Genomic DNA, 12,291 nt, shown 5'->3' with positions numbered 1-12,291 from the left:
CGGCCCCGCGCTGCGCAGCCCCCGGCACGTGTCCCGGCCGGACCCGCACCCTCCCCCGGCCGTCCCGGGCGACCGCCCGGGGCACACCGCCGCCCACGTCTCCGCGGGACCGGTCACGGGCCCGGGTGCGCCCGTCCCGCGGTGAGCCACTGCTCGAAGGTCTGCTCGCCGTGCTGGGACCCGGGCCGGGCCAGCAGGGTGCCGTCGCGCAGCGCGCGGCCGAACCGGCCGGGGACCGGCAGCTCCAGGACCCGGCCGCGGACGCCGGTGGCGGCGGCCCACCGCCGGCTCAGTTCGGCCATCCGCTCCTCGCGTGGACCGGCGAGGTCCGGCACCCGGCCGGCCGGACCGGCCTCGGCGAGCGCCACCAGCCGTGCGGCGACCTCCCGCGCCGCGATCGGCTGGGAGCGCATGGCCGGCACGAGCGCGACCGGGCCCAGCCGCATCCGCTCGTGGACCTGCCCGGCGAACTCGTGGAACTGGGTGGCCCGCAGCAGGGTCCACGGCACCTCGCCGGCCTGCACCAGGCGCTCCTGCGCCGCCTTGCCCGCGTAGTAGCCGTACGGGGCGTCGTCGAGGCCCACGATCGACAGCACCAGGTGGTGCCCCACACCTGCCGCCCGTTCGGCGGCGAGGAGGTGCCGGGTCACCTCGGTGAAGAACCGGGTCGCGCTGCGGCCGCTGGTGGTGCGGATGGAGGTCACGTCGACGACGGCCTGCACCCCGGCCAGGTCCAGGCCCGCCCCGGTGCTCAGGTCCACCCCCTGCGACCTGGCCAGCACGACGACCTCGTGCCCGCGCCCGCGGGCGGTCTCCACCACGTGACGGCCCACGACCCCGGTGCCCCCGGCCACGGCGATCCTCATGACGCCCCTCCTCGCGCTCGTTCTCCTCGTGCTCGTCGTCATCCTCGTCCACGCCCGCGGTGCCCACGGCATTCGACGGAACATGTCGCGCCGGGATGTCGAGATCCTGCGCGCGGCTCCGTCCTGGGGGTGAGCACGGCCACAATGGGCCGTACCGCACAGAGGAGCTCACGATGGCCAAGTACCTGTTGCTCAAGCACTACCGGGGCGCTCCGGCGCCGGTCAACGACGTGCCGATGGACCGGTGGACGCCGGAGGAGATCGCGGCGCACGTGCAGTACATGAACGACTTCGCCGCTCGGCTGGAGAGCACCGGCGAGTTCGTCGACGCGCAGGCGCTGTCCCCCGACGGCATGTTCGTCCGCTACGGCGGCGAGGGCCGGCCGCCGGTCACCGACGGCCCGTTCGCGGAGACCAAGGACCTGATCGCCGGGTGGATGGTGATCGACGTCGAGAACCGGGAACGGGCGGTGGAGCTGGCCGGTGAGCTGTCCGCGGCCCCGGGGGCGGGCGGGAAGCCGATCCACGAGTGGCTCGAGGTGCGCCCGTTCCTGGCCGCGCCCCCGACCGTCACGGAGTGACGCGCGGTGGACGAGGACCTGCTGCGGGCCCTCACCCCCACCGTGACGGGCGTCCTCGTCCGCCGTGGAGCCGACTTCGCGGCGGCCGAGGACGCCGTGCAGGACGCCCTGGTCGAGGCGGTGCGCGTGTGGCCGCGCGATCCGCCGCGGGACCCGCAGGGCTGGCTGGTCACCGTGGCCTGGCGCAAGTTCCTCGACGCCGTCCGGGCCGACACCGCGCGGCGGCGGCGCGAGGAGCGTGCCGAGGCGGATCCCCCGCCCGGCCCGGCCCGGGCGGTCGACGACACGCTCCAGCTGTACTTCCTGTGCGCGCACCCCTCCCTGACCCCGGCCTCGGCCGTCGCGCTCACGCTGCGCGCGGTCGGCGGCCTGAGCACCCGGCAGATCGCCCGGGCCTACCTGGTGCCCGAGGCGACCATGGCCCAGCGGATCAGCCGGGCCAAGCGGACCGTCTCGGGTGTGCGGTTCGACCAGCCCGGCGACCTCGCCACGGTGCTGCGCGTGCTGTACCTGGTCTTCAACGAGGGCTACTCCGGTGACGTCGACCTCGCCGCCGAGGCGATCCGGCTCACCCGCCGGCTCCGGGCCCGGACCGAGCACGAGGAGGTGGCGGGACTGCTCGCGCTCATGCTGCTCCACCACGCGCGCCGCCCGGCGCGGACCCGCCCGGACGGCAGCCTCGTGCCCCTGGCCGAGCAGGACCGCCGCCGGTGGGACGCCCGCCTGATCGCCGAGGGCGTCGAGGTCCTCCAGGCGGCCCTCGCCCGGGACCGGCTGGGTGAGTTCCAGGCCCAGGCCGCCGTCGCCGCGCTGCATGCCGACGCCCGCACGCCCGAGGAGACCGACTGGGTGCAGATCGTCGAGTGGTACGACGAGCTGCTGCGCCTCACCGACAGCCCCGTGGCCCGCCTCAACCGGGCCGTGGCGGTCTGCGAGGCCCGGGGCCCGCGGGCCGGGCTGGACGCCCTGGCGGGACTCGACCCCGGGCTGCCCCGCCGCACCGCCGCGGCGGCCTATCTGCACGAGCGTGCCGGTGACACGGGGACCGCGGCACGGCTCTACGCCGACGCCGCCCGGCTGGCGTCCAGCCTCCCCGAACGCGACCACCTGACGCGGCAGGCCGCACGGCTCCACGCGCAGCTGCGCGGCTGAGCGGTCCGTCCGCACCGGCGCGGAGGCTCCGGATCGCGGGACCGAGCTCCTGGACTCCGCCGGATCCGCCGCTCCTGGCGCCCCGCCGATGCGCCGGCCGGCTCGTGGGCCGGCGCACCGGAGGGACGCCTCGCCCCGCCGATCCGGTCAGGATGCGGGCAGCGGGACCACGGTGCGGTACTTGCCGCCGGGGCCCTGCTGCGGAGCCTCGGCCGCCCGCTGCACGGTGACGTGGGCCAGCCCCAGATCGCCGAGCAGGCCGGTGATCCCGCTCAGCACGGCCGTCCAGACCTGCTCCGGGTCCGCCCCCGCGGCGGGATGCAGCCGCACCCGCAGACCGGTGGGGCCGGTCTGGACGACCTGGAACAGCTCCACCCCGGGGACGCGGTCGACGACGGTGCCCAGCGCCAGCGGAGGGACCGCCACCCGGCCAGGGCCGTCGGAAGGAAAGGTGAGGACGTCCGAGGCCCTCCCCTGCACGTGCAGCGCCGGGGCCGGGTTCCCGCAGGCGCACGGCTCGGGCTTGACCAGCACACGGTCGCCCACGTCGTAGCGGATGATCGGCAGGACCCGGTTGGCCAGGTTCGTCAGGAGCACCGTGTGCGAGACCGTCCCGGGCGGGACGGGGCGGTGCTCGGCGTCCACCGGCTCGAGGATCATCCAGTCCCCGATCAGGTGCAGCCAGCCCTGGGCGCAACTGGAGGCGGCGTAGCCGGACTCGGTGCAGCCGTAGACCTCCCGCACGGGCGCGGCGAAGGCCCGCTCGAGCCGGATGCGCTCCTCCGGGGGCAGGCCCTCGGCGGTGCTGAGCACGAGCACCGGTCGCAGTCGCAGCCGCCCGGCCCGCTGCTCGGAGGCCAGCAGCCGCAGCACGCTGGCGTAGGCCCCGAACAGCAGCGGGTCGAAGGCGTTGAGCTCGGCCACCAGCTCGGGCAGCGGCCGGTGGACCGGGAGGATCCGCAGCCGGCGGCGGCGCCGTGGCCGCTCCCGCAGCTCCCGGGTACTGGTGGCCACGGCCAGGAAGTGCCCGCCGGTGGCCACGACCGCGGCGAATCGTCCCCCGCGGAGCACCAGGCGCACCACCTCCCGGGCCGGCAGCCAGTCCGCGCTCAGCCGGGCCATCAGCCCCGAGGCCACCGCCCGGTACCGGTCGTCGAGCACGAAGACGACCCGGGTGCCGGTGGTGCCGGCGGTGGTGGCCACCAGGTACTTCCCGGCGAACCGCTCCCCGATCCGGGCGGGGTCCGCCACGAACTCCTCGACCGCCGCGCGCGTCACCGCCGGATCCGTGACCACCTCGTCGAAGGCAGCCATCAGCGCCCGTTTGTCCGTCACCGGCAGCGCGGTGACGTCCTCGATCCGCTCCGGCAGCCCGTGGTAGAGCCGCCGGTAGTACGGGGAGTTCGTCCGCGCGAAGACCACCAGCTCCGCCAGCCGCTCCTGCTGCCGGCTCCGGACCGCCTCCGGGCCCTTCCGGTGGGTCCGGCGTGCGTCCCACCACACCCCGACCGCCCGGCCACCCCGGTCACCGGTGACGCGTTCCCCTCGTGGCCCCATGGAACGACTCTAGGAACCCCGCGCCGGGGGCGACAGAGCCTCCGCGCAGGTGACTGAATCGGTCCTCGGCCCCGGGCGCGGGCCGTGCACCCGGGCGGAGTCGCGCGGAGGGGCGCGCGGTCCGGGTCCCGGCGATCAGGTCAGGCCCATGCCCCCGTCGGTGGTGATGACCTGCCCGACGACCCAAACGCCCTGGTCGGTGGCCAGCCACCCGATCAGCCGCGCCGGATCCGCCGGGCGCCCCCAGCGGCCGAACGGGGTGGCTTCGCGCCACGCGTCGATCTCCTCCAGGGGCCGGTCGGTGCTGCCCGGGTCGAGGTAGCCGGTGTTGACCGGCCCCGGGTTGACGGTGTTCAGCACGATGCCGAGCTCCAGCAGCTCCGCGGCCACCGTGGGGGTCGCCCCGGCCAGGGCGGCCTTGCTGAGGGCGTAGGCGACCTCACCGCGCATCGGCCCCTCGCCCTGGCCCGAGGTCATCCAGAACACCCGTCCCGCGGTCCGTCCGTCGACCGGTCCGCCGCCCCGGAGACGGTCCCCGGGGCGGGCCGGTGCGTCCCGCGCGGTCGTGGTGGTGCGGTGGTGGGCGAGGTGACGGTGGGCGAAGTGGCGGGTGAGCAGCAGCGTGGAGCGGGTGTTGGTGTCCCAGAACGCGTCCAGGATCTCAGCGGTCATGTCCAGGACGGACCCGTCCCCTCCGCTGCGGGCGTGGTTGCAGACCAGGATGTCCAGCCGGCCGGTCAGGGCCCACGCCTGCTCCACGAGCTGCTCCACGGCGTCCGCGTCGCGCAGGTCCGCGGAGGCGTCGCCGGCCGTCGCCCCCTCGACCAGGGCCTCCCGGACGCCGGCGCGGACCGCGTCCAGGTCGTCTCCGCCCCAGGGCTGGTCCGCGTCGTGCGGGCCGTAGTGGTGGAAGAACACGCTCGCTCCCAGGGAGGCGAGCTCGGCGGCCACCGCGTAGCCGATGCCGCGGCGGCGGGAGACCCCGGTGACGAGGGCGGTCCTGCCCTGCAGGGGGCGTCCGGGCGTCGGGTGGGGCATCGGTGGTGCTCCTGACGTGCTGGGGGATGCGGCGGTCACGGGGCAGGCGCTCACCCGGTCCTCATGCGGGGAACCTACCAGGTGGTCCCTGCCGTGGCTGGACCGCGGCGCACGGTCGTCGTCACGGGATGGTCGGCACGGAGATGGCTGCACGGAGATGTCGGCACGAGGTCGTCGGCACGGGGTCCGCCGGGCCGCGGGCAGGACCGGCGTCAGCGCTGCCGGGCGAGGCCGAGGTCGCCGAGGACGCGGGCGAGGAGGGCGCGCTGCGCGTCGTCCAGTCCGCGGAGGGGCAGCGGCAGGCACGCGCCGGGCACCAGTCCCTCCTGCTCGGCGATCGCGGCCACGACCCGCAGGCTCCCGTGCTCGGCGAACAGCCGCCACAGCGGTGCCAGCCGCTCGGACTCGGCCGCGGCCTCGGCGGCTCGTCCCTGCCGTGCGGCCCGGGTGATGCTCAGCGCCGGGACCGGCAGCGTCCCGGCGAGGACCGAGTACCAGGCATCGCAGCCGGCGACCAGGCCGGTGGCCGCCGTGGCGTCCCCGGAGACCCCGATGCGCACGTGCTCGGGGACGACCTCGCGGATCGCGCGCACCCGCGCCCGTGCGGCCCGGGGGTCGGCGGGCACACCGGGGATCTTGATCGAGGCGATCCGGGGCAGTTCCGCGATGCGCCCGTAGAGCTCGGTGCTGAGGGTGACATGGGTGGTGCCCGGGTTGTCGTAGACGATCACCGGCACCGAGGAGTGGGCGGTGACGGTGTCGAAGAGCCCGACCACGTCGTCGTCGGTCAGGGGCTGATAGCTCATCGGCGCCAGCAGCACCGCGGAGGCCCCGGCCTGCTGGGCGTGCTCGAGGTGGGTGAGGACCTGGGAGGTGCGCAGCGCTCCGATGCCGACGAACACCGGGACGGTCCCCGCGTGCTCGACCGCCAGCCGGGCGACCCGGCGGCGCTCCTCGGTGCTCAGGTAGGCGTAGGAGCCGGTGGAGCCCAGCGCGGTGATGGAGTCGACCCGCGCCGCCGCCAGCCGCTGCACCAGGCCGGTGAAAGCGGGCTCGTCCACGGCGTCGTCCGCCAGCGGGGTGAGGGGGAAGGCGCTCAAGCCGGTGAACATCGTGGTTCCTCCTGTGCTGGTCGGCGGGCCGGTCGGCGTGCCGCTGGACGTGCCGGGTGACGTGGTCCTGGACTGTCCGGCCGACGCGGTCCGGCACGCGGGAGGGCGCGGCCGGTGGCATGCCGGGACGGGGCGGCGGCGCCACCGGTGCGCGGTGCACCGGCGGGCGCGGCAGCGGCGAGGGACGGGGGTGCCCTACCCGATGGGGTCGAGGGCGGGCAGGTCGGCGGTGGGCCCGGAGGTCCGCGGGCGGCGCCGGCCACCGCGCTGGGCGGCCGCGCCGGCGAGGACGACGAGCAGGATGCCGGCGGTCTGCACGCGGGAGGGATGCTGGTGGAGCACGAGCAGCCCCAGGAGCACGCCGAAGGCCGGCTCGACGGCCATCAGGGTGCCGAAGGCGGTGGGCGTCATCCGGCGCAGCGCGAGCATCTCCAGGGCGAACGGCAGGACGGGGAGCAGCAGGGCGAGCCCGGCCGCGGCGGCGAGCACGCCGGGGGTGAGGTGCCCGGCGGCTTGCGGGACGCCGAGGACCGCTGCTGTCACCGCGGCGACGGGCACGGTCATCGACAGCGCGCCGATGCCGGTGAAGCGGTCACCGATCCGCTGGGTGAGCAGGATGTAGAACCCCCACCCGACGGCGGCCAGCCCGGCGAACCCGATGCCGGCGAGGTCGATCCGGCCGTGCCACGGCTCGGTCAGCAGCACCACCCCGGACAGCGCCAGGGCGGGCCAGGCGAGAGCCCGGAGACTGTGGGAGCGCACGGCGGCCACGGTCAGCGGGCCGAGGAACTCGATCGCCACGGCGGTGCCCAGCGGGATGCGCTCGATCGCGGCGAGGAAGCCGGTGGTCATCACCCCGGTGGTGAGGCCCAGGCCCAGCAGCGCCGGCACGTCGGACCGGCGCACGGACCGCAGCGGCGGGCGGGCCAGGAGCAGGAAGATCAGCGCTCCCGCGCTGAGCCGCAGCCAGGCGGTCCCGGCCGGGCCGACCGTGCCGATCAGGTCCACGGACAGGGCCGAGCCCAGCTGGATCGAGAGCATCGCGGCCACGGCCAGCCCCCACGGGGGCACGGCGGTGGTGGGAGCGGTGGAGGGGGCGGGACCAGTCATGGCCGGTCCCACCGGGATCCCCGGCGACCGGGGGCGGGTGCCCCGGAGCGGTGGGTCATGTCAGTCTCCTTGCGCGGACGTCGGGCCGGCGGTGAGCAGGCGGTGGGTGATCTGCACCTCGGGGCCGAGCCGGCCCAGGCGGGTGGCCAGGTCCTCGACCGCGGCGTGCAGGGCCGCGTCGGTCAGCGGCGCCAGTGCGTCGAGGACGAACAGGGCGGTGGTGGTGTCCTCGGTCAGGCCGGTGCGGCGTCCCTGGCGCCAGTTCCAGCGCCGGCAGGTCACGCCGGCGTCGTCGCACCACACCACCTCTCCGGGCTGGGGGTGCTCGGTCACCGGTGCGCCGGCCGCGACCGTGTCGAACGGCTCGGCACCGGTGGCGCGGACCAGGCGCGGAGCGCCGCGGTAGCGGGAGAGGTCCTCACCGCCGAGCGGGATCTGGTGCAGCACCGAGACCGCGTTGTAGAGGTCCGTGAGCCGGTTGACCCGCGGCAGCCCGGTGGCGGCCCGGCGCAGCAGGGCCTCCAGGCTGTTGCGGGTGCGCTGCGGTTTCGCCCCGAACGCCCGGTAGGCCTCCCGCCAGGCGGCCACGTGCGGCAGCTGCTCCACCGGCCGGCCGCCCAGCGCCCGGCGGGCGGCGGCCTCGGCCTCCTGCAGCAGCGCCTCACCGGTCTCGTCGCTCGGACCCGGGACGATCCCGTCGACGGCCAGCAGCGCGGCCCGGTAGTCCGGTCGCAGCGCGAACACCTCCGCCTCGACCCGGGCCTCGTCGAGCAGCCGTTCCAGTGTGCTCGGCTCAGTCATGAGAACCCTCCTGGCGGTGTCCCGAGCCTACGCCCGGTTCGAAGACGGTCAGGGAGAAGCGCGCCGGCCCGTCCCCGGGGTTGGCGTAGGCATGGGCCACGTCGCCGGGAAAGGTGAGCGCATCGCCGGTGTCGAGGGTGACGGACCGGTCGGCGATCTCGACGGTGAGCGTGCCCTGCTGGACCTGCAGGAGCTCCTCGGTGCCCGGGGCGTGGGCCTCACTCGCGTGCCGGTCACCGGGGCCCAGGGTCCAGTCCCACAGCTCCACCACGTCCGGGGGCGCGGTGCCGGCCACCAGGACCCCCCGGCCGCCGGAGTCCCCGGTCCACAGGACCGCGCCCTCCCCGTGCCGGGTGACCTTCACCGGCCTGGGCTGCGGCGGCTCCACCAGCGCCGGCAGCCCGATGCCGAGGGCGTCGCTGATCCGCAGCAGGGTGCCCACGCTGGGGTTGGCCGCGCCCTGCTCCACGTTGACCACCATCCGGCGGCTGACCCCGGCGGCCTCGGCCAGCTGGTCCAGCGTCCAGTGCCGGTGCTGCCGCTCCTGTCTCACGCGGGTGCCGATGGCCGCCGCCAGGGTCGTCGTGCTCTCGTCCATGAGTGCACCATAATGCACGGACAGTGCATTATGGAAATTCCCGGTCCCCGCCCGGGTGCTGTCCCCGTTCCTCTGCTCTGCTATAGCTGGAAGCCCGGGAGGACCGGAGGAATCACCAGCAGGACGAACAACAGACCGAGCAGCAGACCGAGCAGAAGCAGGTGCGACATCACCGTCACGATCACCGCAGCCGGCGCCGGAGGCGTCGGCCCCGCCCCGACCCCCGGACCGGTCGGCGCACGCACGAGCACGGGGACGGCGCTCGTGCCGGCGCCCCGTCCGCGCCGACGATGAGTCCGGACGGGACGCCCGGGGGGCGTCGCCGGCCTCTCCGACTCGTCCTGAGCCTGCTGCTGCTGGGGTCGCTCGCGGGCGCGCTGGTGCTGGTCGGGCCGAACCTGCTGAGCGGTCTGCGCGCGGGCGACGACTGGACGCGCTGGGGCCCGGAGTGCACGGTCGAGACCGCGGACGGGGAGGTGGAGCTCACCCGTGAGGAGGCGAAGCGGGCCACGACGGCGGTGGCGCTCGCCGCCCGCGGGCAGGCCGTGGACACCGCCGGGCTCGACGAGACGGTGCTGCAGCGGCTGGCCGACGGGCCGCCCGAGGACGCCGGCGCGAGCCTGGCCTGCCGGGGCCCGGCCGACGGCGGGCTGCCCGAGCAGCAGCTGACCGGGACCGGTCTGACGCCCCGCGCCGAGCGGCTGCGCGCGGCGATGACCGAGGTGTTCGGCGAGCAGAGCCTGGGCGGGTTCGCCCCGGGCGGCGTGGATCGGGGGCACGGCGAGGAGTCGACGCACTACGACGGGCGCGCCGTCGACGTCTTCTTCCGGCCGGTGACCGAGGAGAACCGGCGGGCGGGGTGGGTGCTGGCCCACTGGCTGGTCGCGCACGCCGAGGACCTGGACGTCCAGTACGTCATCTTCGACGACCGGTTCTGGAGCGCGCACAGCGCCCGCGGGCGCTGGCAGGACTACGACGCCCCCGAGCCCGCCAACGAGATCCTGCGCCACCTGGACCACGTGCACGTGGACGTGCTGCGGGGTGGCGCCGGCTGAGCGGCCCGCTGCGACCCACGGGCGGCCCATGGGGCGGCGACGAGGAGCCGGTGTGCCCTGGTGCGGTCGACCGGCCGGGCGCGCCCTACCGGGACGGGACGGAAGGCGCCGGCACCGGTGACCCAGGGTGTCCGGCAGCGAAGATGCGGCAGCGCCGGCCCTCGGCCAGCACCTCGTCGACGAGTTCCAGTCCCGCCTTCTCGAGCACCCGTTGTGAGGCCAGGTTCTCCGCGAACGTCTCGGCCCACACCGGCAGACCACAGTCCTGGGCGATGCCGACGAGCTCGGTGGCCACCTCGGTCGCCAGACCACGCCCACACATCTCCGGTCGCAGCGCGTAGCCGATCCACAGCTGCCAGCCCCCTTCCCCGGGCGCCGGCTGGAGGCGCAGCATCGCATCTCCGAGGCAGCGGCCGTCGACCACGATCGCCACGCCGCGCACGACCCGCCCGGACCCCGGGTCGCGTCCCGCCGGACGGGCGTCGATGCGGTCCCGGACCTCGTCGCGCGACAAGGGGGCATGGCCCAGGTGCTCGGTGACGTGCGGATCGCCCCGGTAGGCGAGCATCGCCTCGAGGTCGGAGACCCGCACCGGGCGCAGCAGGCACCGGTCCGTGCGCCGGGGCCACGCTCCGGCGCACGGGTCAGGCGGACCGGTCATGGCCCCGGGCGCCCGCGGCGGTGGGGCGCCCGGGACCTCGGGTCTCCCGCCCGGGGCGCCGTGGGACCTCACGGGCGTGGCCGATCCCGTTCCCGCCGGCCCGGCCCCGGTGACCGCGCCCCGTACTCGTTCACCAGCAGCGTTCCTCCCGCCGCGGGGACGAGGTACAGCGCCGGCAGCCACTCGGTCACGGCGAAGAGGCCCAGTGCGAGCAGCAGGACGACCAGTGCGACGATCCGGACCCTGTGGTGCATGACATCACTCCCCTCGAGTCCGTGGAGCGTAGCACCGGGACCCGCGGCCGCACGCGGGCCGACGGGACAGGAGCGCGCACGCCTCCCGTCCCGGCGTCGGTCCTCCGCGCCGGGGGGGTGCCGACGGTGCGCGGGGCCGGTGCGGCCCGCGGAGCGGGCCGGCCGGGCCTGCGGCCCTCCCGCCGGCCCGCTCGTCCCTCGTCATCGGGACGGGCTGGTGAGCTGCGCCGTGGTAGCCACGGTGGCGAACTCCCCGTGCAGGTTGACCGCGGTGATCCGGGCCAGGTCGGCCGCGGGCACGGTCACGCCGTCCGGTCCCGTGCGGTCGAAGGTGTGGGTGGCATCCAGGGCGAAGTGGACCCGGTAGCCGAGGTTGCCCCCGACCCGGGCCGTGGTCTCGCAGCAGTGGTTGGTCGTGATGCCGCAGACGACCAGCTCCGGGACGCCGTGGGCCTGCAGCCAGGCGTGCAGGTCGGGGCTGCCGTGGAAGCTGGAGTTGACGCTCTTGCGCACCAGCAGGTCCGGGGTGCCGGTGAGGATGTCCTTGAAGGCGTTGCCGGGGCGGTCCGGGTGCAGCGGTGAGGTCGGGGTCGTGGAGTCGTGCCGGACGAACACCACGGGACGGCCGCCCTCCTGCCAGTGGGCCAGCAGGGCCGCGATGTTCGCCTCGCACGACGCGTTGTCCCGCCGGCCCCAGTACGCGGCGTCGTCGAAACCCCGCTGGACGTCGACGACGACCAGGGCGGCGCGCGGGCCCGGGGCACCGGGCGTGGAGTCGGTCACGCTCGTGACGATACACCGGGCGACTCGGGGCCGGGAGCCCCTCGGCGGTCCCCCTGCGGCAGCGCCCACGGAGGGCCTCGCCGCCGGGCCGCATGACGACGCGCGCAGCCGGTGAGAGGCTGGAGCCCATGACGACGACCCACCGCTACGACGTGGAGATCCTCCACCTGCTCGTTTCCCCCGGCCACGCCTACTTCGGCCGGGCCCGGGACGGCGCCGCGGACGTCCCGACGACGGACGCGGACCGCGCCGAGCTGGTGACCGGCAAGGGCATCGTCGGCGACCGGTTCTTCGGCAAGGCCGCGCACATGGACGCGGCCGTCACCCTGCTCGCCGTCGAGGCGCTCGAGGCCATCGCGGCCGACCTCGGCGCCGACCCCTTCGACCCTCTGCTCGCCCGGCGCAACGTGGTCCTGCGCGGAGCCGAGCTGGCCCCGCTGCTCGGGCAGGAGTTCGCCCTGGAGTCGCGCGGTGAGCTCGTCCGGCTGCGAGCCGGGCGGCCCGCTCACCCCTGCGCGTGGATGGACCGCATGCTCGCCCCCGGGGCGCACGCCGCGATGCGCGGGCGGGGAGGTCTGCGCTGCCGGCCGCTCTCGGACGGAGTCCTGCACCGTGGGCCGGCCGTGCTGCACAGCCCGGTGCCCCTGGACCCGGAGCGGGCCGGGGACGCGGTCCGGCTGCGCCCGGCCCGGCTGCCCTGACCGAGCACGCCACGGGGCCCCG

14 protein-coding genes are annotated in these 12,291 nt (G+C 75.9%); 4 read left to right on the top strand and 10 right to left on the bottom strand.

The annotated features are described in order from the left end of the window. Positions 1–113 precede the first annotated feature (113 nt). The gene (locus PU704_RS09710; protein WP_277551172.1) at positions 114–866 is read right to left on the bottom strand and encodes an SDR family oxidoreductase; all 753 of its coding nucleotides are present in this window, start codon (positions 864–866) and stop codon (positions 114–116) included. A gap of 173 nt (positions 867–1,039) precedes the next feature. On the opposite strand from PU704_RS09710, the gene PU704_RS09705 reads away from it, so the two are divergent. Both PU704_RS09705 and PU704_RS09700 read left to right on the top strand, forming a co-directional pair. After that, the gene (locus PU704_RS09705) at positions 1,040–1,447 is read left to right on the top strand and encodes a YciI family protein (protein ID WP_277551171.1); all 408 of its coding nucleotides are present in this window, start codon (positions 1,040–1,042) and stop codon (positions 1,445–1,447) included. Positions 1,448–1,453: 6 nt separating this feature from the next. Next, positions 1,454–2,599, top strand: a complete 1,146-nt coding sequence (locus PU704_RS09700; RefSeq protein WP_277551170.1) for an RNA polymerase sigma factor — start codon at positions 1,454–1,456, stop codon at positions 2,597–2,599. A 147-nt stretch (positions 2,600–2,746) separates the two neighbouring features. Here PU704_RS09700 and PU704_RS09695 read toward each other — a convergent pair whose 3' ends face one another. From PU704_RS09695 to PU704_RS09670, 6 genes are all read right to left on the bottom strand, one after another. Then, complete coding sequence (locus PU704_RS09695) at positions 2,747–4,156, bottom strand: phenylacetate--CoA ligase family protein (RefSeq protein ID WP_277551169.1); 1,410 nt, start codon at positions 4,154–4,156, stop codon at positions 2,747–2,749. A 135-nt stretch (positions 4,157–4,291) separates the two neighbouring features. Further along, positions 4,292–5,194 carry an SDR family oxidoreductase gene (locus PU704_RS09690; protein ID WP_277551168.1) on the bottom strand — a complete coding sequence of 301 codons (903 nt, stop codon included), beginning with the start codon at positions 5,192–5,194 and terminating at the stop codon, positions 4,292–4,294. A gap of 212 nt (positions 5,195–5,406) precedes the next feature. Then, on the bottom strand, positions 5,407–6,306 hold the full coding sequence (locus PU704_RS09685) for a dihydrodipicolinate synthase family protein (protein ID WP_277551167.1): 900 nt from the start codon (positions 6,304–6,306) through the stop codon (positions 5,407–5,409). A 195-nt stretch (positions 6,307–6,501) separates the two neighbouring features. After that, positions 6,502–7,416 carry an EamA family transporter gene (locus PU704_RS09680; protein WP_277551166.1) on the bottom strand — a complete coding sequence of 305 codons (915 nt, stop codon included), beginning with the start codon at positions 7,414–7,416 and terminating at the stop codon, positions 6,502–6,504. A gap of 60 nt (positions 7,417–7,476) precedes the next feature. Next, positions 7,477–8,217, bottom strand: coding sequence for a B3/B4 domain-containing protein (locus PU704_RS09675; protein ID WP_277551165.1), 741 nt, complete (start codon positions 8,215–8,217; stop codon positions 7,477–7,479). Beyond that, the gene (locus tag PU704_RS09670) at positions 8,210–8,815 is read right to left on the bottom strand and encodes a helix-turn-helix domain-containing protein (RefSeq protein ID WP_277551164.1); all 606 of its coding nucleotides are present in this window, start codon (positions 8,813–8,815) and stop codon (positions 8,210–8,212) included. Before PU704_RS09670 ends, PU704_RS09675 begins: the two co-directional genes overlap by 8 nt. A 290-nt stretch (positions 8,816–9,105) precedes the next feature. On the opposite strand from PU704_RS09670, the gene PU704_RS09665 reads away from it, so the two are divergent. Then, positions 9,106–9,870 (top strand): VldE C-terminal domain-containing protein, encoded by a 765-nt coding sequence (locus PU704_RS09665; RefSeq protein ID WP_277551163.1) that lies wholly within the window; start codon positions 9,106–9,108, stop codon positions 9,868–9,870. An 85-nt stretch (positions 9,871–9,955) separates the two neighbouring features. Here the strand turns inward: PU704_RS09665 and PU704_RS09660 are convergent, their stop codons facing one another. The 3 genes from PU704_RS09660 to PU704_RS09650 form a co-directional block, all read right to left on the bottom strand. Further along, positions 9,956–10,531 (bottom strand): GNAT family N-acetyltransferase, encoded by a 576-nt coding sequence (locus PU704_RS09660; RefSeq protein ID WP_277551162.1) that lies wholly within the window; start codon positions 10,529–10,531, stop codon positions 9,956–9,958. A 68-nt stretch (positions 10,532–10,599) separates the two neighbouring features. Then, positions 10,600–10,785, bottom strand: a complete 186-nt coding sequence (locus tag PU704_RS09655; RefSeq protein ID WP_075870968.1) for a hypothetical protein — start codon at positions 10,783–10,785, stop codon at positions 10,600–10,602. 201 nt (positions 10,786–10,986) lie between these two features. Further along, positions 10,987–11,568, bottom strand: a complete 582-nt coding sequence (locus PU704_RS09650; RefSeq protein ID WP_277551161.1) for a cysteine hydrolase family protein — start codon at positions 11,566–11,568, stop codon at positions 10,987–10,989. Between the two features lie 128 nt (positions 11,569–11,696). Here PU704_RS09650 and PU704_RS09645 point away from each other — a divergent pair, with 128 nt between their 5' ends. Next, positions 11,697–12,269 (top strand): MOSC domain-containing protein, encoded by a 573-nt coding sequence (locus PU704_RS09645; protein ID WP_047804649.1) that lies wholly within the window; start codon positions 11,697–11,699, stop codon positions 12,267–12,269. Positions 12,270–12,291 lie beyond the last annotated feature (22 nt).

The sequence above is a fragment of the Kocuria oceani genome, assembly GCF_029524215.1.
GTDB lineage: Bacteria > Actinomycetota > Actinomycetes > Actinomycetales > Micrococcaceae > Kocuria > Kocuria oceani.
The sequence above is the reverse complement of the archived record's forward strand: the minus strand, read 5'-3'. Positions and strand labels throughout refer to the sequence as shown.